This is a genomic window from Streptomyces sp. Je 1-4 4N24, from assembly GCF_026239515.1.
GTDB lineage: Bacteria > Actinomycetota > Actinomycetes > Streptomycetales > Streptomycetaceae > Streptomyces > Streptomyces nigrescens.
On record NZ_CP110836.1, the window covers coordinates 7,607,163 to 7,633,151 of the forward strand.

A 25,989-nucleotide genomic window follows, 5' to 3' on the forward strand; every position below is an offset into this window, starting at 1 on the left:
GTTTTGCCCGGGGTGGGGTCCTGTCGAGAGGGGGGCGCTCACGAGATATCTTGATGTCGAGCAATGTTGCAGACGTGGAGCGGAGCACCCGGTGACTGACTCGACCATCATTTACACCCACACTGACGAGGCCCCGGCCCTGGCGACGTATTCGTTCTTGCCGGTGATCCAGGCATACGCCTCGACGGCCGGCGTCAGCGTGGAGACCCGTGACATCTCTCTGGCCGGGCGCATCATCGCGAGCTTCCCCGAGCGCCTGGAGGAGGGGCAGCGCATCGACGACGCCCTCGCCGAGCTCGGCGAGCTGGCGAAGACTCCCGGGGCGAACATCATCAAGCTGCCGAACATCTCGGCCTCGATCCCGCAGCTGAAGGCCGCGGTCGCCGAGCTGCAGGAGCAGGGCTACGCGCTGCCGGACTACCCGGACGACCCGAAGACCGACGAGGAGCGCGACATCCGCGCCCGCTACGACAAGGTCAAGGGCAGCGCCGTCAACCCGGTCCTGCGTGAGGGCAACTCCGACCGCCGGGCCCCGGCGTCGGTCAAGAACTACGCCAAGTCCAACCCGCACCGCATGGGTGCCTGGACGGCCGACTCGAAGACGAACGTCGCCACCATGGGCGTCGACGACTTCCGCTCCACCGAGAAGTCCGCGGTCATCGGCCAGGACGGCACGCTGCGCATCGAGCTCTCGGGCGACGACGGCTCCACCACCGTGCTGCGCGAGTCGGTACCGGTCCTCGCGGGCGAGGTCGTCGACGCGTCCGTGATGCGGGTGGCCGCGCTGCGCGAGTTCCTCACGGCGCAGGTCGCCCGTGCCAAGGCCGAGGGCGTGCTGTTCTCGGTGCACCTGAAGGCCACGATGATGAAGGTCTCCGACCCGATCATCTTCGGCCACGTGGTCCGCGCCTTCTTCCCGAAGACGTTCGCCCAGTACGGCGAGTCGCTGGCCGCCGCCGGCCTGACCCCGAACGACGGCCTCGGCGGCATCTACAAGGGCCTGGAGTCGCTGGCCGACGGCGCCGAGATCAAGGCGTCCTTCGACGCCGAGCTCGCCGAGGGCCCGGAGCTCGCCATGGTCGACTCCGACCGCGGCATCTCCAACCTGCATGTGCCGAGCGATGTCATCGTCGACGCCTCCATGCCGGCCATGATCCGCACCTCCGGTCACATGTGGGGCCCGGACGGCGCCGAGGCCGACACCCTCGCGGTCCTCCCCGACAGCAGCTACGCCGGCATCTACCAGGCCGTCCTCGACGACTGCCGCGCCAACGGCGCCTACGACCCGTCGACGATGGGCTCGGTCCCGAACGTCGGCCTGATGGCGCAGAAGGCCGAGGAGTACGGCAGCCACGACAAGACCTTCGAGATCCCGGTCACGGGCACCGTGCGGGTCCTCGACGAGAACGGCAACGCCGTCCTGGAGCAGGTCGTCGGCGCCGGTGACATCTTCCGGATGTGCCAGACCAAGGACGCGCCGATCCGGGACTGGGTCAAGCTCGCCGTCACCCGCGCCCGCGCCACCGGCAACCCGGCCGTGTTCTGGCTCGACGCGGGTCGTGCGCACGACGCCCAGCTCATCGAGAAGGTCAAGACCTACCTCGCCGAGCACGACACCGACGGTCTCCAGCTGGAGATCATGTCGCCGGTCGACGCGATCACGTTCTCCCTGGAGCGCATCCGCCGCGGTGAGGACACGATCTCGGTCACCGGCAATGTGCTGCGCGACTACCTGACCGACCTGTTCCCGATCCTGGAGCTGGGCACCAGCGCCAAGATGCTCTCGGTCGTCCCGCTGATGAACGGCGGCGGCCTGTTCGAGACCGGCGCCGGCGGCTCCGCGCCCAAGCACGTCCAGCAGCTCGTCAAGGAGAACTACCTGCGCTGGGACAGCCTGGGTGAGTTCCTCGCCCTCGCGGTCAGCTTCGAGCACCTCGCGCAGAAGACCGGCAACGCGCGCGCCCAGGTCCTCGCCGACACCCTCGACCGCGCCACCGGCACCTTCCTCAACGAGAACAAGTCGCCCAGCCGCAAGCTCGGCGGCATCGACAACCGCGGCAGCCACTTCTACCTCGCGCTGTACTGGGCGCAGGAGCTGGCCAAGCAGACCGACGACACTCAGCTCGCGGAGGCGTTCGCGGCCCTCGCCAAGACGCTGACCGAGCAGGAGCAGACCATCGTCGACGAGCTGAACGCGGTGCAGGGCTCGCCGGCCGACATCGGTGGCTACTACCAGCCCTCCGTGGCGAAGGCCTCGGCGGTCATGCGTCCGTCGACCGCCCTCAACCAGGCGCTGGCCTCCCTCAGCTGACGCGACAGCTGCGGTAAGCCCCTTCCGCCCCGGCCGGTGCCCACCGGCCGGGGCGGTGCCGTTTCCGGCTGACGGCCGGGGCCGTCCCCCGATTTCCGCCGGCCGGAACGGGCCCCTCCGGCGCGGCGGGCGGCATCATGAAGCCGGGGAACCGCGGCTGCTACCGCTTCTACCGGGACACGCTGGGGCTCACTCCGCAGTTCGCGGCCCCGGACGGTCCGTATGCGAAGTTCACCCGCGACGACGGCACCGCGGGCCTCGCGCTGCAGGAGCGCGCACAGATGGCCCGGGTCCTCGGCGAGCCGGCGGCCGTGCCGGACGGCTACCGGTCCCTGATCGCCCTCCGGGTCGATGACCTCGACGCCTCCTGCAAGGGACTCACCGGGCGCGGCGCCGTCCTCGCGCACGGCCCGGCGCCGATGACGGACCGGATGCGGGTCGCCCACCTCAAGGACCCGGACGGAAACCTCGTCGAGCTCCAGGAATGGCTGACACCGCGGTCCGCCGGCTGACCGCCCGCCCGGCGCCAGGCGCTCAGCCCACGAGGTCCAGCACCGGCCGCAGCCCGTCCGGCCGCCGGTCCACCGGCAGCGGGTCCACCGGCAGGAAGGAGCAGCCCAGCGCCGTGGCGCCGCCGTCCGCCGTGCGGTCGTCGCCCACCATCAGGACGGCGGACGGGTCCAGCCCCAGCTCCCGGCAGGCCTCGGCGAACAGCTGTGGGTCCGGCTTCTGGATGCCGTGCTCGTAGGACAGCACACAGGCGTCCAGGTAGCGGTCCAGGCCATGGGCGCGCAGCACCGGCCGCAGATCCCAGCCGATGTTGCTCAGCACGCCGATCCGGATGCCGCGTCGGTGCAGCTCCGCCAGCACCTCGGCGGCATCGGGGTACGGCTGCCAGGCCGCCGCCGTCATATGGCGGTCGTAGAGCGCGTCGTACAACTCCGGGTCGGGGAGCGGAACTTGGCGGGCCAGGCCGGTGTACACCGCGCGGTGGTGGCGGGCATCGCTGTCGCGTATCTCCCACAGGGCGGCCAGCGCGGCGGGGATCTCGGCGGGCGAGGCACCGCCGGGCAGCGCGCCGGCCCGTTCCAGCGCGGCCGCCCGCGGGGCGATCTCGGCCTCGGCCAGGGCCGTACCGGACGCGGCCAGCGCCGCCCGCAGCCATGACTCGGCGGGTTCGATCCGCAGCAGGGTTTGGGAGAAGTCGAAGAGCACACCTTTGATCGTCGTCATGACCGCCATCCTGCCCCCCGTGCGGCTCCGCTCACCTCCGGCCGGGGCGCATACCCGGTGTACGCCGCTGCCGCCGCGGCCACCAGCGCCCCGCCCAGCAGCCAGCCCCCGACGACGTCCGACAGCCAGTGCACCCCCAGATACACCCGGGTGAAGCCGACGCCGGCGACCGAGACCACGGCCACCGTCCGGGCCGTCCAGCGCCACAGCGGACGCGCCCCGCCCAGCCGCAGCACCCACAGCACCAGCGCGCCCGCGACCAGCGCGGACATCGCATGCCCCGACGGGAAGGCCGCGTAATGCGCGGTGTCCACCGGGTCCGCCCAGACCGGACGGTCCCGGCCGACCACCGCCTTCAGCACCTGCTGCAGCCCCGTCCCCACGAGCGCGGTGACCGCCACCCAGACTCCGAGCAGCCGTTCACCGCGCCGTACGAGCAGGACGACCGCCCCCACGAGCACCGCGCGCATCATCCACGGGTCCCACAGCCAGTCGCTGAGCACCCGGTTGAGCCGGGTCCAGCCGGGCGCGGCGACGGCCGTCCGGTGCAGCACACCGGCCAGCGCACGGTCCACCGACATCAAGGGCCCCCAGCCCATGGCGACCAGGGTGAGCAGCAGGCCGAAAACGAGCGTGCAGAGGACGGCGCACGGGAGGGCCGGGACGCGAGGGGCGGGGTCGGCGCGGCGGTCGTCGTCCACGGCGGACGACCGGACGGTGGGCTGCGGCGTCGGTGGCATACGTCGATCCTCGCCGATACCCGGCGTTCCGGGCGAGGGGGCCACGCCCTGGGGAGGTGTCTCCCTAGGTCAGGGCACTCAACCCGGGCACAAAGGTCACCAGTAGCGGTACCGCCGGCACCAGCGCCGCCACCGCCGTCATCCGCAGCCGGCGGCCGGGGGTGAAGCGCGGGGCGGGGGCCAGCAGCCGGTCCACCCGCTCCGGTACCTGGGCGAGCTGGGCCGGGCAGGGGCCGAACACCCCGCGGTCCTCGTTGAGTTCGACCAGGGCCAGGGCGATCGTCCGGCGGCCGAAGCGACGCGAGGCCACATCGTCGGCGGCCAGCTCGACCAGCCGGTGCACCTGGTCGCGGAACGCGGCGAAGACCGGGACCTGCGGAAAACCGGCGGCCAGCGCCGAGGCGCAGTACAGCAGGAGATCGTGCCGGGCCCGCGCATGGCCCTGCTCATGGGCGATCAGCGCATCGAGCTGATGCCCCTTCAGCCGACGCAACGCCGAGGTGGTGATGACCAGTTGGGGCGAGGCGTGGGACAGCCACCAGGCTTCGGGGCGGTCCCCCTCCAGGACGACCAGACGCTCCCCGGAGGGCTCCTCGCCGGGCAGCAACGGGGAGCGGCGCAGCAGCTCGGCCCGCCGCTGCCGGCGACGGGCGCGTACCGCCCGTACCTCGCGGGTCAGGGCGACGGCCGTCCAGGCGCCGCCACCCGCCAGCAGCAGGGCCAGCGCCCCGGCCCAGGGCCCGTGCGCCTGGAGCGCATACGCCTCGACGACGACCCGTGGGGCGAACCCGAACACCGGGCTGCGGACGCCCTCCCAGGCGGCGGCCGCGCTCAGCGACATCGCGAGCAGACAGCACAGCAGCACACCGGCGACCACGCACTGCCACACCCACAGGGCGAGCACCGGCTCCCGGTCGGGCCAGTCGGAACGGGCCATCAGCCGTGGCGCCATTGCCGCGGCCAGCACGCCGAGCATCATCAGCGCGAGAGGGACCATCATGACGTCACCTTATGAGCGCACGACTACCCGTTGGTACGGCCACGCGTCGGAAGTGATGCATACCACCCCCGCAACAGGTGTGAACGGTCAACGGACGCGCCCATGGCGCCGAACCGTTCGGCAGGGCGTCGCCGCAGCTCACAGCGCCAGCAGCATCGCCAGCATGCCGATCCCCATCGCCACCCGGCAGGCCCGCAGCACCCCGGCGCCCGCCGCTGCCACCGGCCCGCCCGCCGGCGCCTCCACGGCCCCCGCGCCCGCCACCGGCACCAGCCGGACCCCCGCGGCGAGGACGTACCCCGTGAAGTAGACGAGCAACAGCCCTGTCAGCAACGGCACACCGCCCGGCACCGTGTGCGCCACCGGACCCGTGCCGCCCGCCTGACTCATCTGGCCCAGGTGGCTCATCTGGCTCATCTGCCCTGTGTGGCCCGGCTGTTGGGACGGGATCACCATCGCGAGTGCCATGTACGCCATGGCCAGGGCGCCGACCGCATGGTGCAAATGGCGCCGCGCCAGCGCCCACAGGCCCGCCGCCCCGAACACCGCGGTGAACAGCCACGGCGACCACGACGGCGGAGCCACCGGCCAGGCCATCGCCGCCATGCCCAGCGCCATCAGCCCCTCGCCGCGCGCCTCGCCCCGCTGCGCGGCCGGACCGGTACGCGCCCGCCACAAGCAGTACGCGCCGGCGGCGGTACACAGCAGCACCAGCAGCCAGCCGACCCACGCCGGTCCGTGCACGGAGCACCTCCCCTCGTACCCGTACGCATCGGGGGCAGGATGCCCGCCGGGCGCCCGGCACACGGGAGCGCACGGGCGCAAGGGGGGAGCGCGGAAGTGCTGCCTGCCGGGACCGTTTCCGCCCCGGCCGGACGCGCCGCGGAGACGGCCTCAAGGGCGGTAGCGCAGCGGATGGTCCGCCGGGACCTGGGTCAGCACGATCCGGTGGCCGTCCGGGTCGGCGATCCACATCTCGATCAGACCCCACGGCTCCTGTACGGGCTCGCGCAGCACCTCCACCCCGTGCGCCAGCAGTTCCTGGTGTGCCTCCGCCGCGTCCGCCACCTGGAGCCACAGCTTGAGGGTCTCGGTGGCCGGGCCGGCGGCGTGGCCGGACACCTCCAGGAAGCCGCCGCCGAGGAAGTAGACCGTGCCGCGCTCGGGCCCCGTACCGAATTCCCGGTAGATCTCCAGACCCAGCGCCTTGCCGTAGAACGCCCGCGACCGCTCGGGATCGGCCGGCCGCAACAGCACCCTGCTGCTCAGTACGTGCACCATGGCTGGACCCTACGCCGCCGGCCGCGCGCGGCCGGGCACCCACCGCCGGAAGACCGTGACCAAAGGCCCTGACGCCGCACACCCGCCGGTTGTTAGCCTCCTTGGAGCATTCGTCCTTTTGAGAGGCTCCGCGCACCATGTCCACCAGTGAGCTGACCTTCCGCACCGCCCTCGATGCCGATGTCCCCGGGCTCGTCGGCCTCATCGAGTCGGCCTACCGCGGAGATGTGAGCTGGACGACGGAGGCGGACCTGCTGGCGGGGCGGCGCACCGACCCGGACGCGGTCACCGCCGTGGTGCGCCACGAGACCGGCCGGCTGCTGATCGCCGAGCGGGACGGTGAGCTGATCGCCTGCTGCCAGATCGAACACCGCGGGGACCACGCGTACTTCGGGATGTTCGCGGTGCGCCCGGAGCTCCAGGGCGGCGGCCTCGGCAGGGTGATCCTCGCGGAGGCGGAGCGGACCGCCCAGGAGATCTGGGACGCCCGGGAGATGCGGATGACGGTCATCCGGCAGCGCACGGAGCTGATCGCCTGGTACGAGCGCCGCGGTTACCGGCGCACCGGGGAGTGCACCCCGTTCCCGTACGGCGACGAGCGCTTCGGGGTCCCCCGGCGCCCCGACCTGGAATTCGAGCTGTTGGTCAAGCCGCTCGGCTGAGCCCCGCCTCGTCGACCCACCCACGCCAAGGCCCTTCGCACTGTTAGCGTTTGGCCTTTGAACGAGGGGCGGCATCAGATGGCATCGACCACGTTTCGCATCGGCGGGGACCTGGGCATACGGCGGCTCGGGTTCGGAGCCATGCGCCTGCCGACCGAGCCGGGCTCCGCCCGGGAGGCCTCCCTCGCGCTCGCGCGAAGGGCCGTCGAGCTGGGCGTCACGCTGATCGATACCGCCCACATGTACGGCTGGGGAGCGAACGAGGAGCTGCTCGCCGAGGCGCTGCACCCCTATGCGGACGGGCTGCTCATCACCACCAAGGTCGGCATCGCGCGCTCGGCGACCGCGGGCGAGTGGCGTCACGACGGGCGGCCGGACGCGCTGCGCGATCAGGTCGAGCACGCCCTCCGTCGGTTGCGGGTGGAGCGGATCGAGCTGCTCCAGCTGCATCGCATCGATCCGCAGGTGCCCCTCGCCGACCAGCTCGGCGCGTTGCGGGAGCTCCAGGCCCAGGGCAAGGTCGGCCGGATCGGGTTGTCAGAGGTGACCGTCACCGAACTCGGCAGGGCGCGCGAGTTCATCGACGTCGCGAGCGTGCAGAACCGCTACAGCCTTCTCGACCGCGCACACGAGCCGGTGCTCGCGGCCTGCGAGGCCGCGGGGATCGCGTTCCTGCCATGGCGGCCGGTCGCCGGAGCGGCGTCGGGCGCGACGGCTGAGGTGGCCGCCGTGGCGGCCGAACTCGGTGCCACCCCGGCCCAGGTCTCCCTCGCGTGGCTCCTTGAGCGTTCGCCGGTCATCCTCCCGATCCCGGGCACCGCCCGGATCGCTCACCTGGAGGAGAACCTCGCCGCGGCCCATCTCCGGCTGACCCCGGACCACCGTGACCGCCTCGATCGGCTGGCCGAGCAGGCATAGGGCCTGTCCCCAGCTGATCAAAGAGACAGCACGCAGGTCCGGGGCCGGCGGCCGCCGTTCACAGCCGTCCCGCCTGGATGATCCGCTGCAGGAACTGCCGGGTGCGGTCGTGCTGCGGATCGCCGAAGACCTGCTCGGACGTGCCGCGCTCCAGCACCACCCCGCCGTCCAGGAAGCACACCTGGTCGGCGACCTCCCGCGCAAAGCCCATCTCATGGGTGGCGATGACCATGGTCATGCCCTCCTCCTTGAGCTCGCGGACGACACCGAGCACCTCGCCGACCAGTTCCGGGTCGAGCGCCGCGGTGATCTCGTCGAGCAACAGCAGCCGGGGCCGCCCGGCCAGCGCACGGACGATCGCGACCCGCTGCTGCTGGCCGCCGCTGAGCCGGTCCGGGTACTCCCCGGCCCGCCCGCCGAGCCCGAGCCGCTCCAGCAGCTCACGGGCCCGCGCCTCCGCCTCGGCGCGCGGCACCCCGTGCACCCGGCGGGGCGCCAGCGTGATGTTGTCCAGCACGGTCATGTGCGGGAAGAGGTTGTAGGCCTGGAAGACCACACCGATCCGGCGGCGCACCGCGTCCACGTCGGCCCGCGGATCGGTGATCTCCGCGCCGTCCAGGAAGATCGCGCCGTCGTCGATCTCCTCCAGCAGATTCGCGCAGCGCAGCAGGGTGGACTTGCCCGACCCCGAGGCGCCGATCAGCGCGGTCACGGTGTGCGGCGGGACCTCCAGATCCACGTCCCGCAGGACGACCGTGCCCCGCCCGTAGGTCTTGCGTACGGACTCCAGCCGCAGCACCGGTCCGCCCTCGGACGTGGCCGGGCCGGTGGCCTCCACGGCCGGCCGTGGGGTGTCGTCCGTCGTGCTCATACGAGGCCTCCCTGGGCGCGCCTGCGGTCCATGCGCGCCGTGATCCAGTCCGTGCAGCGGGTCATCGGGATCGTCAGCGCGACGAAGACGAGCCCGGCCACCACATAGGGCGTGAAGTTGAAGTCCTTGCCGGCGATGATCTGCGCCGCGTAGACCGCGTCCACCGCGCCCGCGATGGACACCAGACCGGTGTCCTTCTGCAGCGAGACCAGATCGTTCAGCAGCGGCGGCACCACCCGCCGCACCGCCTGCGGCAGCACCACGAAGCGCAGCGCCTGTCCGCCGGAGAGCCCCAGCGACCGGGCCGCGGCCCGCTGCGAGGGGTGCACCGATTCGATGCCGGCCCGGAAGACCTCGGCGACATAGGCCGAGTACGTCAGCACCAGCGCGGAGCCGCCGAGCAGCACCGGGTCGGTGGTCACGCCCTGCAGCCGCAGCGCCGGCACCCCGAAGACCACCATCAGCAGACAGATGATCAGCGGCAGTCCGCGGAAGAAGTCGGTGTACGCGGCGGCCAGCGCGCGCAGCGGGAAGAACACCGGCCCGCGCAGGGTCCGGGCCACCGCGAGCAGCAGCCCGAGCACCAGCACCGCCGCCCCGCACACCACCAGCAGCCGCAGATTCAGCAGCAGCCCGTCCAGCACCTTCGGCAGCGCCATCCGGGCGTACTCCAGGCTGAAGAAGGTCTCGCGGGTGCGCGGCCAGCCGGGCGAGCGGGTGATGACGAGGAAGAGGACGGCGCCGGTGACCAGGGTGCTCAGCGCGGCGACAGCGGTGGCGCGCCGGGCCCTGGCCCGCTTGAAGCGCTCCCGCTCGATCCGCCGCGGCGAGGGCACATACCCGTCGTCGGCCCCCGTCTGCGCCGTACGGGTCTTCACCACACCTTCTCCGTACGTCACTTGAGCACCGGAACCGAAACGGCGTCGGCCAGCCACTTCTTCTCCAGCGCGGCCAGGGTGCCGTTCTTGCGCAGCCTGTCCATCGCGGCCGTCACACACCCGGTGACCCTGCTCTCCTTGTCCAGGACCAGACCGAACTGCTCCTCGGCGGTACCGGTGGCGGCGAACTGCCCGACCACTTCGGCGTCCTTCACCTCCGCCGAGGTGATGTAGAAGGCCGTCGGCAGATCGGTGAGGATCGCGTCGACCTGGCCGTTCTTCAGCGCGGACTTGGCGAGGTCGTTCTTCTGGAAGACGGCCGGCGGCTGCGCGGGACGGACGGTGTCCTGGAGGACGTCCAGGCTGGTGCTGCCGACCTGCGCTCCGAGCTTGACCCGCCGCAGGTCGGCGACGCTCTTGGCGCGCGCGGCCCGGGAGCCCTTGAGCGCGATCACCGCCTGCCGTACGTCGTAGTAGCCGGAGGAGAAGGCGACGGCCCGCTTGCGCGCGGCGCTGATCGAGATCTGGTTGATGTCGAAGTCGAACTTCTTCTCGCCGGGCGCGAAGGCGTTGTTGAACGGCACGGTCTGCCAGTGCACCGCGCCCTTGTCATAGCCCAGTTGACGGGCGACGGCGTAGGCGACCGCGGACTCGAAGCCCTTGCCGTTGGCCGGGTCGTCGTCGTGGAACCACGGCGCGTAGGCGGGCTTGTCGGTACCGACCGTGAGCTTGCCGTCGGCCACGGTGGCCAGTTGGCCGCGGTCGCAGCTCTGCTTGCCCGGCGCGGCGTCCCCCGGGCCACCGGGCGACGCGTCCTGCGGGGCACAGCCGACGGCCGCGACGAGCAGCGCGACGGAGGCGCAAGTGGCAAGGAGGAGGGGGCGGTTGGCGAGGTGCATGGCGGGAGAGTGGCAGTGCGCGAGGTGATCTGTCGAGATCGCCGGGGGAAACGTCCGCATGCTGGAAGCACATTGCACGGCTGTGAACTGCGGATTTCTCCGTGTGCCGGGGCGGGGCCCGGGGGACGCGTACGCCCCGCCCGGCTCGGCGCCGTGCCCGCCGTCCTACGCCGTGAAGCGGACCGCCCGGCGGATCTCTGGCTGGTCGGTCACCACACCGTCCAGCCCGAGCCCGCGGGCGAGACGGAGCTGGTCGTGGGTGTTGACCGTCCAGGCGACGACCTTCAGCTGCGCGGCATGGGCCCGCTCGACCAGTTCCAGAGTGAGCCGGCGGATGTTCAGCGAGAGCATCGTCGCGCCGACGGCCAGTGCCCGGTCGACGACATCGGCGCCGTAGCGGCTGCCGACCAGCGCGGTACGGACGCCGGGCAGCAGGGTCCGGATCGCGGCCAGCGCCTCGTCGTGGAAGGAGATCACATCGACCCGGCCGACCAGATCGCGCGAGCGCATCACCTCGGCCAGCGCCTGCGCGGCCGCCACGTCCTTGATCTCGGCCTGCAGCGGCCCCTTGACCGCCTCCAGGACCTCCTCGAAGACGGGGATCCGCTCACCCTGACCGGCATCGAGTTCGCGCAGTTCGGCGAGGGTGCGCTCGGCGATCGGACCGGCGCCGTCGGTGGTCCGGTCCACATCCGCGTCGTGCATCACCACGAGCGCGCCGTCCTTGCTCAGATGCAGATCCAGTTCGATGACATCGAGGCCCTCGTGCTCGGCGCGCACGAAGGAGCGCAGGGTGTTCTCCGGCTCGACGCCCATCATCCCGCGGTGTCCGATGGTGAGAAAGGACAAGGCTGCCTCGCTTCTGTCGGCTCGGTGCTGCTGTCGGCTCAGTCCCAGTGTCGACCGTCGACTCTCGGCAACGGCGTGACGAAATGGCGCACAGCCTAACGGGCCCGTACGGCGGAAAAAGGGGTGCCGGACGGGGCCGCGGTGTGTCCAGTACGGGTACCCGCCATCTCCGGGATCCAGACCGCCTCACCCTCGCGTGGGCGAGTCCTCACCGCGCTGACGGGCCCGCCGGGACCCGGCCACTACGGGCAGCGGCGATGCCGGGGAGCGAGTGTGGCATATGCCATACGGCTGTGGGCGGGGGCTGCCGCGGCGCTCGGACGGCGGCACCCGAGGGGGCGGACAGGTGCCCTTTCCCCGTCAACAGGCCCTGAAAGAAGCGTCGGAAGCCTGGGCGTCACGGGTAGGAAGTGCCGTCCAAGCCGTCACACACAGGAAAAATCTGCGTGAGTGCGGGGTGTCGGCAGAAATATTTTCACCGGACCCACTTGAGCGGGCGATCCTCGGCTGGTTACCGTGGGCTGACAACACGATCTACCGCCGGAGGGCAGTCATGACGGAAATTCTTTCGCCTGTGGGTGTCCGGGGGGCCACCACGACCGCAGAGAGTGTGGTCGCGCACCCGGCGTGGCCCGTGCTCAAGGACGCGGTCGAGACCATCCGCCCGTGGCAGTCCAAGGACGGTTCGATCGACCTGGCGGCGGAGGGCGCACCGACCGCCGACGCCGTCCGCGCCGAGGTCGACCGCGTGATAGCGGCCGTCGGCGAGCTCGCCCCGCTGCTGCCGCACGACGCCGCCTACCACGAGGCGCTCGCCGCCGACCTGCGCCGCTGGGCCGACGGCGGCTTCGGCGTGCCGGACTTCCTGGACTCGCTGCTCGCCTTCCAGCCCGCCCAGCAGCGCGCCGACGGCCTCCAGCACCTCGTCCTGTTCCCCATGTACACCCAGAACGGCAACCCGGACCGCAACTTCGAGGCCGTCGTCCTGCGCATGGTCTGGCCGGACTGGCTCGCCGAGCTGGAGCGCACCCGCTACGACAACCCCCTCTTCTGCGGCATCACCTTCGACGACTTCACAGCCGGGTACGACACCCACTCCGCCGTGCTCTTCCCGGAGACCATCGCGGTGCGCGAGGCCCCCGCGCGGTTCAGCTGGGGCGGGATCTTCTGTGACCGCGAGGCCGCCCGCTTCCGCCGGGTCAGCGAGGCCGCCATGGAAACGCTCGGCCTCGAAGTCCCGCAGGACCTCCGCGAGATGCTCGACGACCAGGAGCGCTGCCAGCAGGCGTTCGTGCTGTGGGACATGGTGCACGACCGCACCCACAGCCACGGTGACCTGCCCTTCGACCCGTTCATGATCAAGCAGCGCCAGCCGTTCTGGATGTACGGCCTGGAGGAGCTGCGCTGTGACCTCACCGCCTTCAAGGAGGCCGTGAAGCTGGAGGCCGAGGGGTACTCCCAGGCGCGCGATGTGCAGTTCGCAGTGATCTTCGACCGGATGTTCCGGTTCCCGGTCAGCGGCGACCGCGTCCGCAACTACGACGGCCTGGGCGGCCAGCTGCTCTTCGCGTACCTGCACCAGCACGACGTCGTACGCTGGACGGACAACACACTCCACATCGACTGGGAGCGGGCGCCCAAGGTCACCAACCAGCTGTGCGGGGAGATCGAAAAGCTCTACCGCGACGGCATCGACCGGCCCAAGCTGGTCCACTGGCTCGCTGCGTACGACCTCGTCTCGACCTACCTCGCACCGCACCCTGGCTCGGTCTGGGCCAAGGGGCCCGAGGCCCTCGACCTGGACCAGCCGCCGCGCAAACTCGTGGACGACGTGCTCCCCGACGAATTCCCGCTGAGCATGTTCTACGAAGCGCTCGCCAAGAAGCTGCGCGCTGTGATCGCCTCTACCAAGGGCATCACGGCCCACAGCGACGCATTGGCGGCGGCATGAAGACCGAGCGGAACACCCGGCCGGAGGCCGTCCAGCAGCAGGACGAGGAGGCGACGAAGATGGTTACTTCGACGGGCGGACAGGGGCCGCTGGAGGGTGCGGTCATCGCGGTGGCGGGAGCGGCCGGACCGGCCGGCCGGGCGACCCTGCTGCGTCTGGCCGAAGCGGGTGCGGTGGTGGTCGGCTCGGACTCCAATCCCGAGCGCCTGGCGGAGGCCGTGGACGCGGCGCGCTACGCCCATGGAGGCGCCACGGTGATAGGGGACACCGTCGACCTCCTCGACCTGGACCAGGCCCGTGAATGGGCGGACCGTACGGAGAAGGAATTCGGCCGGATCGACGGCCTGGTGCACCTCGTCGGCGGCTGGCGCGGTTCCTCGACCTTCGCGGAGACCGACCTGACCGACTGGGACATGCTGCACAAGCTGCTGGTCCGCACCGTCCAGCACACCTCCCTCGCGTTCTATGAGGCCCTGGAGCGCAGCGGCAACGGCCGTTTTCTCCTCACCAGCGCGGCCGGCGCCGGCAAGCCCACCGGGGGCAACGCCGCCTACGCCGCCTCCAAGGCCGCGGCCGAGGCCTGGACGCTGGCCATGGCGGACGGTTTCCGCAAGGCGGGGGGTGAGCAGGGGCCGCGCGCCGCTGCTGCCATCCTGATCGTGAAGGCGCTCGTCAACGACCAGATGCGCGCCGAGCGACCGAACGCAAAGTTCGCGGGCTTCACGGATGTCACGGAGCTGGCCGAGGCCATCGCCGGGGTCTGGAGCCGGCCCGCCCAGGAAGTGAATGGACAGCGTCTGTGGCTGACCCCCGAGCCGTGACCGGTGCGAAGACCGACGCCCGGCAGCACCACGATCCCGAGATACGCGGCTTCGCCAGCGACAACTACGCGGGCGCCCACCCCGAGGTGCTCGCCGCGCTCGCCCTTGCCAACGGCGGTCACCAGGTCGCCTACGGCGAGGACGACTACACCGCGCACCTCCAGCGTGTCTTCCGCAGCCACTTCGGGCAGCGCGCCGAGGCGTTCCCGGTGTTCAACGGCACCGGCGCCAATGTCGTCGCCCTGCAGGCCGTCACCGACCGCTGGGGTGCGGTGATCGCTGCCGAGTCCGCGCACATCCACGTCGATGAGTGCGGTGCGCCCGAGCGGGTCGGCGGGCTCAAGCTGCTCACCGTGCCGACCGAGGACGGCAAGCTCACCCCTGAGCTGATCGACCGCCAGGCGTACGGCTGGGACGACGAGCACCGTGCCATGCCGCAGGTCGTCTCGATCACCCAGAGCACGGAGCTCGGCACGGTCTACACGCCCGACGAGATCCGGGCGATCTGCGAACACGCCCATGAGCGCGGCATGGTGGTGCATCTGGACGGCTCGCGGATAGCCAACGCCGCGGCGACGCTCGATGTCCCGATGCGGGCCTTCACCAACGCCGTGGGCGTCGACATCCTCTCCTTCGGCGGCACGAAGAACGGTGCGGTCTTCGGCGAGGCCGTGGTCGTGCTCAACCCCGACCGGGTGCGGGCGATGAAGCATCTGCGGAAGCTGTCCATGCAGCTGGCCTCCAAGATGCGCTTCGTCTCCGTCCAGTTGGAGGCACTGCTGGCCAAGGACCTGTGGCTGCGCAACGCCCGGCACGCCAACACCATGGCGCAGCGGCTGGCGGACGGGGTGCGGGAGATCGGCGGGGTGGAGATCCTCTACCCCGTGCAGGCCAACGGGGTGTTCGCGCGGCTGCCGCACGACGTCAGCGAGCGGCTCCAGAAGCGCTACCGCTTCTACTTCTGGGACGAGTCGGCCGGTGTCGTGCGCTGGATGTGCGCCTTCGACACCGCGGAGGAGGATGTCGACGGCTTCCTCGCCGCACTCCGCGAGGAGATGGGCCGCTAGGCAGTACTGCATAGCTATGCGTCCGGTCGGAAAGTCATTGACTCCCGGCCGGGCGCCTCGCTACGCTCCCCGGGTATGGAGCTGATTCAGAACACCCCGGAAATCTCTGCCTACTTGGCTGCCGATGAGGTCATCGACCACGAGCATCCACGCGTCCGGGCCACCGCGGCCGCCCTCTCCGCCGACGCCCACGGTGCATACGCATACGCCAAAGCCGCCTTCGAATTCGTCCGCGACACCATCCCGCACAGCCAGGACGCCGGTGACGAGCGCAGCGAGATGGGGGTCCCCCCGGCCGAAGGGTGGGGGAGGGTCACCTGGCGCGCCTCGGACGTCCTCGCGCAGCGCACCGGCATCTGTTACGCCAAGGCGCATGCGCTCGCGGCCCTGCTGCGGGCGGAAGGCATCCCCACCGCGCTCTGCTACCAGAAATTCGAGGTCGTCCACGGTCTGGTGGCCGTCAAGCTGCCCGGCGAGGACCGCTGGGTCCGGCAGGATCCGCGGGGCAACAAGCCCGGCGTCGACGCACAGTTCCGCCTCGACCGCGAGCAGCTCGCCTTCACCGTGCGACCGGAGTGCAATGAACTGGACTATCCGGTGCTATTTGCTGAACCGCACCCGGCCGTGCTCCAATGCCTCCGGGAGGCCGTCGACCGGCCTCACCTCTGGCAGACGCTCCCCACCGATCTCTGAGGAACGGCCCTGATGCCCAGCTCTTCGCAGGTCTCCGACATCGCCGGTGATCTGCATGTCTCCGACATCGCCCGTGACCTGTATGTCTCCGACATGACCTGCGCCCTGCATATCTCCGACGAGGTGCGCGCCCTGGCGCCCGGCTTCGCCTGTCTCGCCGTGGAAGCGCACGGCCTGACCAACGGGCCCAGCGACGAGGCCGGCGCGGCGCTCCTGGAGGACGCCACCCGCCGGCTGGCCGAACGCCTCGGTGGACGTGCCCCGCAGGACGATCCGCACCTCGCCGCCTGGCGCGCCGCGTACACCGCCTTCGGCAGCAAGCCCTCGCGCACCCGCAACTCCGCCGAGGCGCTGGCCAGGCGGGCGCTCGCGGACGGCGGTCTGCCGCGCATCAACCGCCTCGTCGATCTTTACAACGCGATCAGCGTCGCCCATCTCATCCCCGTGGGCGGTGAGGACCTGGACCGCATCCAGGGCGGTATGCGGCTCGTCCGGGCCACCGGCGAGGAGCCGTTCGCGACGGCGGCCGGGGGTGCCGAGATCGTCGAGTACCCCGACGCGGGCGAGGTGGTCTGGTGCGACGACGAGGGCGTCACCTGCCGCCGCTGGAACTGGCGGCAGGGCGTCCGCACCCGTCTCACCGAGGACTCGGTCAGCGCCCTCTTCCTGCTGGAGCGGATGGCTCCCATGACGCTCGACGAACTGACGGCCGCGGGCACCGAGCTGGCCGAGGCCCTGCACCGGGCCTGCCCGGACGCCCGGATCGAGATCGGTGAGATCCGCTCCAGCTGATCCGGGCCGGTCCCGGCGTCCTTACGCGGGGCTCCCGGGCGCCGCGGGGGCGGTGCCGCCCAGGTGCGCCGGGATCCACCAGGTGTCCTCGGGGTCCTTGGGGCGTACGGGATAGGCGCGCTGGGCCGCCTCCAGCAGGTCCTGCACCCGGGACCGCAGCCGGTCGGTGATCTTCTCGGCCTGCTCGGCCGGGTCGGCCTCGATCGGCTCGCCCACCCGGATCGTTATCGGGAAGTGGTTCCGGCCCAGATCGCGCTTGTGGCCCTTGGTCCACAGCCGCTGGGTGCCCCACAGCGCCACCGGCAGCAGCGGTACCCCGGCCTCCTGGGCCAGCCGCGCCGCACCCGACTTGAAGGTCTTCAGGGTGAAGGACTCGGAGATCGTCGCCTCGGGGAAGACCCCGATGATTTCACCCGAACGCAGTGCGGACAGCGCGTGCTTGTAGGCATGCATCCCCTGGCCGCGGTCCACGGGGATGTGCTTCATCGCGCGCATCAGCGGACCCGACATCTTGTGCCGGAAGACCGATTCCTTCGCCATGAAGCGCACCAGCCGCTTGGCCGGCCGCGCCGTCAGCCCGGCGAAGACGAAGTCCAGGTACCCGATGTGATTGCTCACCAGAACCGCCCCGCCGCGGCGCGGAATGTGGTCCGTCCCGGCGATGTCGAATTTCAGATCGAGCGCCTTGAAGAGCGTGCGGGCGGCGCCGATCACCGGCGGATAGACGAGCTCTGCCATTGTCCGGAGGACCCCTTTTCCACGCCTGGGGAGGGTTCTCCCGGCGGAAACCTACGCAGTCGTAACTGCGGCTTTCGGGAGATCGTGCCCGATGTCGGCCGTGGCGGCCAGCGCGTCGGCCGCCAGGGCCGGGAGATTCTTCTCACGTGGCCCCCGTTCAGCCGGTCGTTCTCCGCAGCAGAAGGTACATCTCGCACCCCAGGCAGTACCCGAACACGGCATTGAGGAAGGCCGCCGCGAGCGCGCAGCCGGTGGCCGCGAGCCCCAGCCACTGCGGCCCCACGAAGTAGCCCGCCAGTCCGAGCACCGCGAAGAACAGCCCCACGCTCTGGGCGAAGCGCGGCGGGGCGGCGTCCTCGAACTCCGTCGGCGGGGACAGCCGTGGGCGCACCGCCACCTTGAACAGCCAGGCATAGGGCGACCGCGGCACACCAGCCACCGCTCCGACGGCGAAGACCAGCGCCTGGAAGGCCAGCAGCGGACCGCTTCCGGTGATCAGCACGGCCGCCAGCACGACGGTGGTCAGCGCCGCGCCGAACCTGGGGCCCCGTACGTCAATCCTGTCGATAGGCATGCCCTCACCCTTCCGCGGACCGGGCCGGATACGCCCCGGGAATCTTTGCGGTCCCGTGAACGCTGCATCCCTCGATGACTGGACTCATGGTGTGCATCGCGGTGCTCGCGGCGGCGAGCGCCTTCGGCGTATGGCACCGACGCCGCAATGGGAGGCTGACGGTGCGGGAGCGGGACGACACGGCGCGGCTGGGCGCCGCCGAGATCGGCGCGGCGCTGGGGGAGCGGGCCACCCTGCTGCAGTTCTCCAGCGCCTTCTGTCAGCCCTGCCGGGCCACCCGGCGCACCCTCACCGAGGTCGCCGGCATGGTCGAGGGGGTGGCCCATGTCGAGATCGACGCGGAGGACCATCTGGACCTCGTACGCCAGCTCAACGTGCTGCGGACCCCCACGGTGCTGGTGCTCGACGCACAGGGCGCGATCGTGCGCCGCGCCTCCGGACAGCCCCGGAAGGCGGATGTCATCGCGGCGCTGGGCGCGGCCGTCCGTGATTGATCTCCCAGATGGCGGGCGCCCCTTGACGCTGTGGGTCACGAATCGTCACTCTGACGTGATGCGGCCAGGAACCCTTCTCTACGGACGCGCCCACGTCGACCTTCTGCGGACTGCCAGCGCCCGCTGTCCGGGCATGTGAGCAGCGACGACATCAGTGCCGACGGCCGCCCCACGGCCGTCGGCGGCTTTGCCCGGGCTCGTACTCGACAGCAGAAGGACAACTCCATGACGGCCCTGCCCGGCCTCGGCACGCCCCGCACCGCCTCTCCCGAGCTCCTGCGCTCGGTCTTCCGGCAGCACGCCGCCGGCGTCGCGGTGATCACCGCTCCCGGTTCCCGCCCCGCGGGCTTCACCGCCACCTCCCTCACCTCCGTCGCCGCCGATCCGCCGCTGCTCTCGTTCGGTGTGGGCACCGGCTCCTCCAGCTGGCCGGCCGTCTCGGAGGCCGAGCACATCGGCGTCCACATACTCGGCGAGCACCAGCAGGAGCTGGCCGCCACCTTCGCGCGCAGCGGCGCCGACCGCTTCGGCCCCGCCACCTCCTGGTACACCGGCCCCGAGGGGGTGCCCCTCCTGGACGGCGTTCTGGCCTGGATGGTGTGCAAGGTCGTGGCGCGGGTGCCGGCCGGCGACCACTGCCTCGTGCTCGCGCAGCCGGTCGTTGGCGACCCCGCGGGGCCCGGCCGTCCGCTCCTCTATCACCAGGGCCGCTTCAACGCGCTGCGGGACTGACGGGCAGTCGTCGGACCTGCCGGGTCCGGCGACACGCTCGGGTTCCGGCGCGGCTTCCTCTTCGCCCGTTCATGGCCGTTGGCAACGTCACATTTCGGCGGCCTTGATTCGGGGCACGAGACTGGATGTACTGGCGAGTAATATGACGGTCGGCGTGGGGAACCGGATCCGACCGGGAGCCGCCCCAACAGGCGCCTATGCTGCCAGCACAAGGCAGTTCTGAAGAGACGAAGCAGGTAGGAGAGTCGGCGTGAGCTTGAGGATCGTTGTCTGTGTGAAGTACGTGCCCGACGCCACCGGCGACCGGCACTTCGCCGAGGACCTGACCGTCGACCGTGACGATGTGGACGGTCTGCTCTCGGAGCTCGACGAGTACGCCGTCGAGCAGGCCCTGCAGATCAAGGAAGCGGCCGACGACGCGGAGATCACGGTCCTCACCGTCGGTCCCGAGGACGCCAACGACGCGCTGCGCAAGGCGCTGTCGATGGGCGCCGACAAGGCCGTCCACGTCGAGGACGACGACCTGCACGGCACCGACGCGCTCGGCACCTCCCTCGTGCTCGCCAAGGCCATCGAGAAGACCGGCTACGACCTCGTCGTCTGCGGTATGGCCTCCACCGACGGCACGATGGGTGTGCTGCCCGCGCTGCTCGCCGAGCGGCTGAACATCCCTCAGGTCACCCAGCTCTCCGAGGTGTCCGTCGCCGACGGCAAGGTCACCGGCCGCCGGGACGGCGACACCGCCAGCGAGCAGCTGGAGGCCGCGCTGCCGGCCGTCGTGTCCGTCACCGACCAGTCGGGTGAGGCGCGTTACCCCTCCTTCAAGGGCATCATGGCCGCCAAGAAGAAGCCGGTGGAGTCCCTGGACCTGGAGGACCTGGAGATCGAGGCGGACGAGGTCGGCCTCGAGGGCGCCTGGACCAAGGTCGAGGACGCCGCCGAGCGTCCGGCCCGCACGGCGGGCACGATCGTCAAGGACGAGGGCGAGGGCGGCAAGCAGCTGGCCGAGTTCCTCGCGGGCCAGAAGTTCATCTGAGCCGCGTAGTCCTTCCCACCGCCCTCATTCTTCCCGCAGGAGAGCAATCCCATGGCTGAAGTTCTTGTCTACGTCGACCACGTGGACGGCGCCGTCCGCAAGCCCACCCTCGAACTGCTCACCCTCGCCCGCCGCATCGGCGAGCCGGTAGCGGTGCACCTCGGCCCCAACGCCGAGGAGGCCTCGAAGGTCCTCGCGGAGCACGGCGCGGTCAAGGTCCTGGCCGCCGACGCCCCGGAGTTCGCCGAGTACCTCGTCGCTCCCAAGGTCGACGCGCTGCAGGCCGCCTACGACGCGGTCTCGCCGGCCGCCGTGCTGCTGCCGTCCTCCGCGGAGGGCAAGGAGATCGGTGCCCGCCTCGCGGTCCGCATCGGTTCCGGCATCATCACCGACGCCGTCGACCTGGAGGCCGGCGACGAGGGCCCGGTGGCCACCCAGTCCGTCTTCGCGGCCTCGTACACCACCAAGTCCCGCGTCTCCAAGGGCACCCCGGTCATCACCGTCAAGCCCAACTCCGCGGCCCCGGAGGCCGCCCCGGCCGCCGGCACGGTCGAGCAGCTCGCGGTGACCGTCGCCGACTCCTCCAAGGGCACCAAGATCGTCTCGCGCACCCCGCGTGAGTCGACCGGCCGCCCGGACCTGACCGAGGCCGCGATCGTGGTCTCCGGTGGCCGCGGCGTCAACGGCGCCGAGAACTTCCCGGTCATCGAGGCGCTCGCCGACTCGCTCGGTGCGGCCGTCGGCGCCTCGCGTGCCGCGGTGGACGCCGGCTGGTACCCGCACACCAACCAGGTTGGCCAGACCGGTAAGTCGGTCTCGCCGCAGCTGTACATCGCGGCGGGTATCTCCGGTGCGATCCAGCACCGCGCCGGTATGCAGACCTCGAAGACGATCGTCGCCATCAACAAGGACGAAGAGGCACCCATCTTCGACCTGGTCGACTACGGCGTGGTCGGCGACCTCTTCGAGGTCGTCCCGGCCCTCACCGACGAGGTCAAGACCCGCAAGGGCTGAGCCCGTCGAGGTGCCGGTCCCTTCGGTGCATGCAACGAGGCCCCGTACGCAGCGTGCGTACGGGGCCTCGTGCTGCCGCGGCCGCAGGAGCGGCGCGCGTCATTCCCTAGGCGCCCGTCGTGCCGTCGATCTGCTCGCGGAGCAGATCCGCATGGCCGTTGTGGCGCGCATACTCCTCGATCATGTGGACGTAGATCCAGCGCAGGCTCAGCGTGCGGCCCCGGGAAGTGCGGAAGGTCTCGTCCAGCCCGCTGTCCGCCACGGCCTTGTCGCAGGCCTCGATCTCGGCGCGGAAGGCGGCGAAGTGCGCCTCGGCGGCGGAGGGGTCGAGGTCGTCGAAATCGGCGTCGGGGTCGGCTTCGGTGAAGTAGTGGTCGCCGACCCGTTCACCGAGGAAGCGCCTGCGGAACCAGGTCCGTTCGACATCGGTCATGTGGCGCACGAGGCCGAGCAGCGTGAGGGTGGACGGTGCGCTGCTCGCCTGTATGAGCTGGTCGGCGGTGAGCCCGGTGCATTTGGCGAGCAGGGTGTCGCGATGGAAGTCGAGCCAGCCCTGCAGCATCTCCCGTTCGCCGGCCACGGTCGGGAGTTCTCTGCGCTCGATGGAGGGTGCGATCCAAGTCATGCGGGTGAGTCTGGTGGTGCCGGCCCCGGTGCGCCACGGGGTTTTCGGGTGGCGGCCGTACGCCCGTGACCTGCGTCGCCCCGGGCGAGGGGTGTTGACCTCGCCGAATGACCCCGTTAACTTCGCTATACGGATTGTTGATTCCGTTAAGCGGAATACGCTCGATGGTCGGGCGTAAGCACCGGGAGGGGCAGCGAATGGGGCAGCAGGAGACCGTGGCGACGAGCCTCGCGGACACCGTACGCGAGGGCATCGGCGCCGCTCTCGCCCAGGTGGACGCGGATCTGGCGCGGCGCTACCCGGGCGACCCCGGCACCCGCCAGCCGGTCCATACGGTCTATGTCCCCGGCGACGCCTTCGCCGCCGACACCCTGCGTTCCTGGGGTGACCAGGCGCTCGCCGCCCTCGACGCGCACGCCCCCGACGCCGGTGCGCTCGCCGCAGTCCTCGGCCTCCCCGACGCGCTCGCCGCCGACGTTCATGACCGGGTCCGCGCCAAGCTGGTCCGTGAGCCCATCGAGGATCTGCGCATCGACTTCGAGGACGGCTACGGCCCCCGCCCGGACGCCGAGGAGGACGCGGCCGCGGCCCGCGCCGCCGCCCTGGTCGCCGCCGCGTACGGTGGGGGCACCTCCCGGCCGGAGGCTGGGGGAGGCACCGTGGCCCCCTATATGGGCATCCGGATGAAGTGCATGGAGGCCGCCGTCCGTGACCGTGGCATCCGCACCCTCGACATCTTCCTCACCGGCCTGATGGAGGCCGGCGGTCTGCCCGGCGGACTTGTCCTCACGCTCCCCAAGGTGACCTACGCCGAGCAGGTCACCGCCATGGTCCGGTTGCTGGAGGCCTTCGAGAAGGCGCACGGCCTGGAGAGCGGCCGGATCGGCTTCGAGATCCAGATCGAGACCACCCAGTCGATCCTGGGCGCCGACGGCCGGGCCACCGTCGCCCGCATGATCGAGGCGGCCGAGGGCCGCGCCACGTCCCTGCACTACGGCACCTTCGACTACAGCGCCTCCTGCGGCGTCAGCGCCGCCCACCAGTCCCTCGACCACCCGGTGGCCGACCACGCCAAGGCCGTGATGCAGGTCGCGGCGGCCGGCACCGGCGTACGGCTCTCCGACGGCTCGACCAATGTCCTGCCCGTCGGCACGACCGACCGGGTCCACGAGGCCTGGCGGCTCCATCACGGCCTCGTCAGCCGCTCGTTGGCCCGCGCCTACTACCAGGGCTGGGACATGCACCCCGCCCATCTGCCCACCCGCTACGCGGCGGTCTACGCCTTCTACCGCGGAGGCCTGGAGCAGGCCGCGGCCCGGCTCGCGGCGTATGTGGCCAAGGCCGGCGGGGACGTCATGGACGAGCCCGCCACCGCCAAGGCGCTCAGCGGCTATCTGCTGCGCGGTCTGGACTGCGGCGCCGTGGACACCGCCGAGGTCGCCCGTCTGACCGGGCTCACCCGCGCCGAGCTGGACGCCCTCGCGGGGCGCCCGACGGCCACGGGCGCCTGAGGGCGACAGCAGAAACCGGTACAACTCCTCGCATGTGGCAGTGAGTTGACCGCCGCAACCGCTTATGGGCCCGCAGTGCCCGACGAGGCCCCCGCCGATCCGGCGGGGGCCTCGTGCGTCAGCCGTCAGTCGGCCCGAGGTCGTCGAGGTGGGCGCGCAGGACCGTGGCGCAGGTCGGGGCGTCCAGCACTTCGGGACGCAGTACGGCGGTGAAGGCGAGGCCGTCCAGAAGGGACGTCAGCCGCTCGGTCTCGGTCTCGACGCACAGCCCCGGCCGCAGCCCGCCCGCCGAGCCGAGACGGGTGAGGATGCGGCGCACCAGGGCGCGGGTGGCGACGGCGGTCTCGTGGGCGAGGCCGTCGAGCGTGGGATCGGTCCGGGCGGCCGTGGAGAAGTCGACGAGAACGGTGACCTCGGCGCGCCGGCTGTCGTCCAGGGGCAGCAGCTCGGAGAGCAGCTCCACCGCGAACCGGCGGATCCGGGGCCCGGGGAGTCCGTCCAGATCACCCAGCTCGTCGATCCGGCGCTGCAGCCGGTCGCCGACCCGGTCGAGCATCGACCGCATCGCAAAGCGCATCAGCTCTTCCTGGCCGGCGAAGTAGTGCCGGACCGAACCGATGTTGAGCCGCGCCTCGTCGGCGACGGCGCGCAGGGACGCATGGTCTTCGCGGTGGCGCTGATGCTCCGGCGCGGGGGCAAACTCGGCGAGGCGCGGCGGTATGCGGCACCCGCCGCGCGTGCCGCGAGCCGCTGGCTGGACGACCGGGGTGCCGCGCGGAGCCGCGGCGGGCCCCGGGGCGTCGGAGCGGTGGCCGGGGCGGCGATCCGGGCCGCGGCCCGTCACCTGGACGACGACGGGCGCGGGCAGCGGGAGCGGGGTGCGGGGCGATGACCGGTGGCGTGCCGCTGACGGGCAACGGCCTGGCTCACGTCCTCGCCCGGGGTGGCAGCGAGGAAGGTGACGGCGCCGGCCTCCTCCACCATCTTCTGGTCGACCAGGCGATCAAGGTCGCCCTCGTACTCGTCGCGCTGATCGTGCTCGGGCTCGGGATGGCGCTCATCTGGAAGAAGGCCGGCCGCGGCGGTCCTCCTCGGCGCGACGACGGGTGACACCGGGCCCGCGGTGGTGGGGAGTTCAGCTCTCCGAAGGGGGGATCTCGCCGGAGCCGCGGGGGATCAGCCGGGTGGGGATCTCCATCCGGCGGGGTGCGTCATCGGCGCCGTCGAGCCGGCGGAAGAGCAGATTCGTCGCCGTACGGCCCAGTCGTGCGGCGTCCTGGGCGACGACGGTGATGGCGGGGTCGACCAGATCGGCGAGTTCGAAGTCGTCGAAGCCGACGAGGGCGACCGGGCGCGGGCGTTCGGCGAGCACCCGGACCGCCGTCACCGTGACGCGGTTGTTGCCCGCGAAGAGCGCGGTCACCGGGCGCGGGCCGTCCAGCATGGCGGTGGCGGCGGACCGTACCCGCTCCGGTGCGGTCGGGCCGAGGGAGACCCACGACTCGTCAACGGGCAGACCGGCGGCGGCCATTGCCGTACGGTAGCCGCGCAGCCGCTCATGGGCGGTGTGGATCCTGGGCTGGTCGCCGATGAAGCCGATCCGGCGGTGGCCGTGCGCGATGAGATGGGCGACCGCGTCCTGTGCGCCGCCGAAGCTGTCGGAGAGGACGACATCGGCGTCGATACGTCCGGCCGGGCGGTCGACGAAGACCGTGGCTATCCCGGCCGCGATCTCCGGTTCCAGATACCGGTGGTCGTCCGCGGCCGGGATGATGACCAGGCCGTCCACCCGCCGGGCGCACAGGGCCAGCACCAACTCCTGTTCCCGCTCCGGGTCCTCGGCGCTGGAGCCGTTGATCAGCAGCGCACCGTGACTGCGGGCGACTTCCTCCACGGCGCGGTTGAGTGGTCCGTAGAAGGGGTCGGCGAGATCCTCCAGCACCAGGCCGATGCTGGCCGTGCGACCTTTGCGCAGGATCCGGGCGGAGTCGTTACGGCGGAATCCCAGGGCCGTGATGGCCTCCTGGACGCGTCGTTCGGTGTCCGGGGTGACCCCCGGTTCGCCGTTGACCACACGGGAGACCGTCTTGAGGCCGACCCCGGCGCGCGCCGCGACATCCTTCATCGTGGGCCGGGTGCCATAGCGGCGGGACGTGCCCCGCGCGGTGTCGGTCACGGTGTGCGGTCCTGATTCTGTCGGCATCGGCGTGTGGCGTCGAGCATAGCCTCTAGACAACGTTGTCAATCAAAGGGAGACTGGCGTTCTCACGCCGGGCCGGTACGCTCGGCCCCCGGGCCC

The 25,989-nt window shown here is 71.3% G+C and carries 29 protein-coding genes; 15 read left to right on the top strand and 14 right to left on the bottom strand.

All coding sequences use genetic code 11. From position 1 onward, the window contains the following. The first annotated feature begins 91 nt into the window (after positions 1–91). Both SLV14N_RS33270 and SLV14N_RS33275 read left to right on the top strand, forming a co-directional pair. Entirely contained in the window at positions 92–2,311 is a 2,220-nt protein-coding gene (locus SLV14N_RS33270; RefSeq protein ID WP_263272341.1) for an NADP-dependent isocitrate dehydrogenase, read from the top strand. A 137-nt stretch (positions 2,312–2,448) separates the two neighbouring features. Next, positions 2,449–2,823: a VOC family protein gene (locus SLV14N_RS33275; RefSeq protein ID WP_263272343.1), complete on the top strand. Its 375-nt coding sequence runs from the start codon at positions 2,449–2,451 to the stop codon at positions 2,821–2,823. A 22-nt stretch (positions 2,824–2,845) separates the two neighbouring features. Here the strand turns inward: SLV14N_RS33275 and SLV14N_RS33280 are convergent, their stop codons facing one another. The 5 genes from SLV14N_RS33280 to SLV14N_RS33300 form a co-directional block, all read right to left on the bottom strand. Beyond that, entirely contained in the window at positions 2,846–3,544 is a 699-nt protein-coding gene (locus tag SLV14N_RS33280; RefSeq protein ID WP_208686064.1) for an HAD family hydrolase, read from the bottom strand. Then, positions 3,541–4,284, bottom strand: coding sequence for a phosphatase PAP2 family protein (locus tag SLV14N_RS33285; protein ID WP_208686065.1), 744 nt, complete (start codon positions 4,282–4,284; stop codon positions 3,541–3,543). The genes SLV14N_RS33280 and SLV14N_RS33285 overlap by 4 nt, the downstream gene beginning before the upstream one ends. Positions 4,285–4,348: 64 nt before the next feature. Beyond that, positions 4,349–5,284 carry a M56 family metallopeptidase gene (locus SLV14N_RS33290; protein WP_208686067.1) on the bottom strand — a complete coding sequence of 312 codons (936 nt, stop codon included), beginning with the start codon at positions 5,282–5,284 and terminating at the stop codon, positions 4,349–4,351. A 138-nt stretch (positions 5,285–5,422) separates the two neighbouring features. Then, the gene (locus tag SLV14N_RS33295; protein ID WP_263272346.1) at positions 5,423–6,028 is read right to left on the bottom strand and encodes a DUF5134 domain-containing protein; all 606 of its coding nucleotides are present in this window, start codon (positions 6,026–6,028) and stop codon (positions 5,423–5,425) included. A gap of 150 nt (positions 6,029–6,178) precedes the next feature. Then, the gene (locus tag SLV14N_RS33300) at positions 6,179–6,565 is read right to left on the bottom strand and encodes a VOC family protein (RefSeq protein WP_208686071.1); all 387 of its coding nucleotides are present in this window, start codon (positions 6,563–6,565) and stop codon (positions 6,179–6,181) included. A gap of 137 nt (positions 6,566–6,702) precedes the next feature. On the opposite strand from SLV14N_RS33300, the gene SLV14N_RS33305 reads away from it, so the two are divergent. Next, a complete protein-coding gene (locus SLV14N_RS33305; protein ID WP_263272370.1) occupies positions 6,703–7,227 on the top strand; it encodes a GNAT family N-acetyltransferase in 525 nt (174 codons plus the stop codon). A 78-nt stretch (positions 7,228–7,305) separates the two neighbouring features. Continuing rightward, on the top strand, positions 7,306–8,145 hold the full coding sequence (locus tag SLV14N_RS33310; RefSeq protein WP_263272371.1) for an aldo/keto reductase: 840 nt from the start codon (positions 7,306–7,308) through the stop codon (positions 8,143–8,145). Positions 8,146–8,203: 58 nt separating this feature from the next. Here the strand turns inward: SLV14N_RS33310 and SLV14N_RS33315 are convergent, their stop codons facing one another. The 4 genes from SLV14N_RS33315 to SLV14N_RS33330 all read right to left on the bottom strand — a co-directional run bounded on the left by SLV14N_RS33315 (position 8,204) and on the right by SLV14N_RS33330 (position 11,642). Further along, positions 8,204–9,016: an amino acid ABC transporter ATP-binding protein gene (locus tag SLV14N_RS33315; RefSeq protein WP_263272373.1), complete on the bottom strand. Its 813-nt coding sequence runs from the start codon at positions 9,014–9,016 to the stop codon at positions 8,204–8,206. Continuing rightward, positions 9,013–9,897 carry an amino acid ABC transporter permease gene (locus tag SLV14N_RS33320; RefSeq protein WP_208688211.1) on the bottom strand — a complete coding sequence of 295 codons (885 nt, stop codon included), beginning with the start codon at positions 9,895–9,897 and terminating at the stop codon, positions 9,013–9,015. The genes SLV14N_RS33315 and SLV14N_RS33320 overlap by 4 nt, the downstream gene beginning before the upstream one ends. A gap of 14 nt (positions 9,898–9,911) precedes the next feature. Continuing rightward, entirely contained in the window at positions 9,912–10,793 is an 882-nt protein-coding gene (locus tag SLV14N_RS33325; protein WP_263272374.1) for an ABC transporter substrate-binding protein, read from the bottom strand. 165 nt (positions 10,794–10,958) lie between these two features. Then, positions 10,959–11,642 carry a glycerophosphodiester phosphodiesterase family protein gene (locus tag SLV14N_RS33330; protein WP_018087513.1) on the bottom strand — a complete coding sequence of 228 codons (684 nt, stop codon included), beginning with the start codon at positions 11,640–11,642 and terminating at the stop codon, positions 10,959–10,961. Between the two features lie 553 nt (positions 11,643–12,195). On the opposite strand from SLV14N_RS33330, the gene SLV14N_RS33335 reads away from it, so the two are divergent. The 5 genes from SLV14N_RS33335 (at position 12,196) to SLV14N_RS33355 (ending at position 16,966) form a co-directional block, all read left to right on the top strand. After that, positions 12,196–13,593 carry a DUF6421 family protein gene (locus tag SLV14N_RS33335; RefSeq protein WP_208686081.1) on the top strand — a complete coding sequence of 466 codons (1,398 nt, stop codon included), beginning with the start codon at positions 12,196–12,198 and terminating at the stop codon, positions 13,591–13,593. A 59-nt stretch (positions 13,594–13,652) separates the two neighbouring features. Further along, positions 13,653–14,414, top strand: a complete 762-nt coding sequence (locus SLV14N_RS33340) for an SDR family oxidoreductase (RefSeq protein ID WP_208688212.1) — start codon at positions 13,653–13,655, stop codon at positions 14,412–14,414. Beyond that, on the top strand, positions 14,393–15,481 hold the full coding sequence (locus tag SLV14N_RS33345; RefSeq protein WP_263272377.1) for a low specificity L-threonine aldolase: 1,089 nt from the start codon (positions 14,393–14,395) through the stop codon (positions 15,479–15,481). Before SLV14N_RS33340 ends, SLV14N_RS33345 begins: the two co-directional genes overlap by 22 nt. A gap of 75 nt (positions 15,482–15,556) precedes the next feature. Then, complete coding sequence (locus SLV14N_RS33350; RefSeq protein WP_208686085.1) at positions 15,557–16,174, top strand: transglutaminase domain-containing protein; 618 nt, start codon at positions 15,557–15,559, stop codon at positions 16,172–16,174. 93 nt (positions 16,175–16,267) lie between these two features. After that, the gene (locus SLV14N_RS33355) at positions 16,268–16,966 is read left to right on the top strand and encodes a B3/4 domain-containing protein (RefSeq protein WP_208688213.1); all 699 of its coding nucleotides are present in this window, start codon (positions 16,268–16,270) and stop codon (positions 16,964–16,966) included. Between the two features lie 21 nt (positions 16,967–16,987). Here SLV14N_RS33355 and SLV14N_RS33360 read toward each other — a convergent pair whose 3' ends face one another. Both SLV14N_RS33360 and SLV14N_RS33365 read right to left on the bottom strand, forming a co-directional pair. Further along, a complete protein-coding gene (locus tag SLV14N_RS33360) occupies positions 16,988–17,704 on the bottom strand; it encodes a 1-acyl-sn-glycerol-3-phosphate acyltransferase (RefSeq protein ID WP_208686087.1) in 717 nt (238 codons plus the stop codon). Positions 17,705–17,861: 157 nt separating this feature from the next. Continuing rightward, positions 17,862–18,272: a DUF4395 domain-containing protein gene (locus tag SLV14N_RS33365; protein ID WP_263273350.1), complete on the bottom strand. Its 411-nt coding sequence runs from the start codon at positions 18,270–18,272 to the stop codon at positions 17,862–17,864. Positions 18,273–18,352: 80 nt separating this feature from the next. On the opposite strand from SLV14N_RS33365, the gene SLV14N_RS33370 reads away from it, so the two are divergent. The 4 genes from SLV14N_RS33370 (at position 18,353) to SLV14N_RS33385 (ending at position 21,554) form a co-directional block, all read left to right on the top strand. Beyond that, on the top strand, positions 18,353–18,772 hold the full coding sequence (locus SLV14N_RS33370) for a thioredoxin family protein (RefSeq protein ID WP_159489638.1): 420 nt from the start codon (positions 18,353–18,355) through the stop codon (positions 18,770–18,772). 225 nt (positions 18,773–18,997) lie between these two features. After that, complete coding sequence (locus SLV14N_RS33375; RefSeq protein ID WP_148589129.1) at positions 18,998–19,504, top strand: flavin reductase family protein; 507 nt, start codon at positions 18,998–19,000, stop codon at positions 19,502–19,504. A 250-nt stretch (positions 19,505–19,754) separates the two neighbouring features. Continuing rightward, entirely contained in the window at positions 19,755–20,540 is a 786-nt protein-coding gene (locus tag SLV14N_RS33380; RefSeq protein WP_026169262.1) for an electron transfer flavoprotein subunit beta/FixA family protein, read from the top strand. A gap of 51 nt (positions 20,541–20,591) precedes the next feature. Beyond that, positions 20,592–21,554: an electron transfer flavoprotein subunit alpha/FixB family protein gene (locus tag SLV14N_RS33385; RefSeq protein WP_208686089.1), complete on the top strand. Its 963-nt coding sequence runs from the start codon at positions 20,592–20,594 to the stop codon at positions 21,552–21,554. 106 nt (positions 21,555–21,660) lie between these two features. On the opposite strand, the gene SLV14N_RS33390 is transcribed toward SLV14N_RS33385, so the two are convergent. Beyond that, complete coding sequence (locus SLV14N_RS33390) at positions 21,661–22,179, bottom strand: DinB family protein (protein WP_263272380.1); 519 nt, start codon at positions 22,177–22,179, stop codon at positions 21,661–21,663. 197 nt (positions 22,180–22,376) lie between these two features. Between SLV14N_RS33390 and SLV14N_RS33395 the strand changes: the two genes are divergently transcribed. Further along, complete coding sequence (locus SLV14N_RS33395; RefSeq protein ID WP_208686093.1) at positions 22,377–23,690, top strand: aldolase/citrate lyase family protein; 1,314 nt, start codon at positions 22,377–22,379, stop codon at positions 23,688–23,690. 118 nt (positions 23,691–23,808) lie between these two features. Here the strand turns inward: SLV14N_RS33395 and SLV14N_RS33400 are convergent, their stop codons facing one another. Next, positions 23,809–24,534: a TetR/AcrR family transcriptional regulator gene (locus SLV14N_RS33400; protein ID WP_265874959.1), complete on the bottom strand. Its 726-nt coding sequence runs from the start codon at positions 24,532–24,534 to the stop codon at positions 23,809–23,811. Positions 24,535–24,578: 44 nt separating this feature from the next. Here SLV14N_RS33400 and SLV14N_RS33405 point away from each other — a divergent pair, with 44 nt between their 5' ends. Then, positions 24,579–24,800 (top strand): hypothetical protein, encoded by a 222-nt coding sequence (locus SLV14N_RS33405; RefSeq protein WP_263272383.1) that lies wholly within the window; start codon positions 24,579–24,581, stop codon positions 24,798–24,800. A gap of 25 nt (positions 24,801–24,825) precedes the next feature. Here SLV14N_RS33405 and SLV14N_RS33410 read toward each other — a convergent pair whose 3' ends face one another. Next, entirely contained in the window at positions 24,826–25,866 is a 1,041-nt protein-coding gene (locus SLV14N_RS33410; RefSeq protein WP_208686095.1) for a LacI family DNA-binding transcriptional regulator, read from the bottom strand. Positions 25,867–25,989 lie beyond the last annotated feature (123 nt).

Excerpts from the sequence above, each read along its gene's own strand:
- SLV14N_RS33275 (WP_263272343.1), top strand. The coding sequence starts at position 2,449 with ATGAAGCCGGGGAACCGCGGCTGCTACCGCTTCTACCGGGACACGCTG.
- SLV14N_RS33280 (WP_208686064.1), bottom strand. The coding sequence starts at position 3,544 with ATGACGACGATCAAAGGTGTGCTCTTCGACTTCTCCCAAACCCTGCTG.
- SLV14N_RS33285 (WP_208686065.1), bottom strand. The coding sequence starts at position 4,284 with ATGCCACCGACGCCGCAGCCCACCGTCCGGTCGTCCGCCGTGGACGAC.
- SLV14N_RS33290 (WP_208686067.1), bottom strand. The coding sequence starts at position 5,284 with ATGATGGTCCCTCTCGCGCTGATGATGCTCGGCGTGCTGGCCGCGGCA.
- SLV14N_RS33300 (WP_208686071.1), bottom strand. The coding sequence starts at position 6,565 with ATGGTGCACGTACTGAGCAGCAGGGTGCTGTTGCGGCCGGCCGATCCC.
- SLV14N_RS33305 (WP_263272370.1), top strand. The coding sequence starts at position 6,703 with ATGTCCACCAGTGAGCTGACCTTCCGCACCGCCCTCGATGCCGATGTC.
- SLV14N_RS33310 (WP_263272371.1), top strand. The coding sequence starts at position 7,306 with ATGGCATCGACCACGTTTCGCATCGGCGGGGACCTGGGCATACGGCGG.
- SLV14N_RS33315 (WP_263272373.1), bottom strand. The coding sequence starts at position 9,016 with ATGAGCACGACGGACGACACCCCACGGCCGGCCGTGGAGGCCACCGGC.
- SLV14N_RS33325 (WP_263272374.1), bottom strand. The coding sequence starts at position 10,793 with ATGCACCTCGCCAACCGCCCCCTCCTCCTTGCCACTTGCGCCTCCGTC.
- SLV14N_RS33335 (WP_208686081.1), top strand. The coding sequence starts at position 12,196 with ATGACGGAAATTCTTTCGCCTGTGGGTGTCCGGGGGGCCACCACGACC.
- SLV14N_RS33340 (WP_208688212.1), top strand. The coding sequence starts at position 13,653 with ATGGTTACTTCGACGGGCGGACAGGGGCCGCTGGAGGGTGCGGTCATC.
- SLV14N_RS33350 (WP_208686085.1), top strand. The coding sequence starts at position 15,557 with ATGGAGCTGATTCAGAACACCCCGGAAATCTCTGCCTACTTGGCTGCC.
- SLV14N_RS33355 (WP_208688213.1), top strand. The coding sequence starts at position 16,268 with ATGACCTGCGCCCTGCATATCTCCGACGAGGTGCGCGCCCTGGCGCCC.
- SLV14N_RS33360 (WP_208686087.1), bottom strand. The coding sequence starts at position 17,704 with ATGGCAGAGCTCGTCTATCCGCCGGTGATCGGCGCCGCCCGCACGCTC.
- SLV14N_RS33370 (WP_159489638.1), top strand. The coding sequence starts at position 18,353 with ATGACTGGACTCATGGTGTGCATCGCGGTGCTCGCGGCGGCGAGCGCC.
- SLV14N_RS33375 (WP_148589129.1), top strand. The coding sequence starts at position 18,998 with ATGACGGCCCTGCCCGGCCTCGGCACGCCCCGCACCGCCTCTCCCGAG.
- SLV14N_RS33385 (WP_208686089.1), top strand. The coding sequence starts at position 20,592 with ATGGCTGAAGTTCTTGTCTACGTCGACCACGTGGACGGCGCCGTCCGC.
- SLV14N_RS33390 (WP_263272380.1), bottom strand. The coding sequence starts at position 22,179 with ATGACTTGGATCGCACCCTCCATCGAGCGCAGAGAACTCCCGACCGTG.
- SLV14N_RS33395 (WP_208686093.1), top strand. The coding sequence starts at position 22,377 with ATGGGGCAGCAGGAGACCGTGGCGACGAGCCTCGCGGACACCGTACGC.
- SLV14N_RS33405 (WP_263272383.1), top strand. The coding sequence starts at position 24,579 with ATGACCGGTGGCGTGCCGCTGACGGGCAACGGCCTGGCTCACGTCCTC.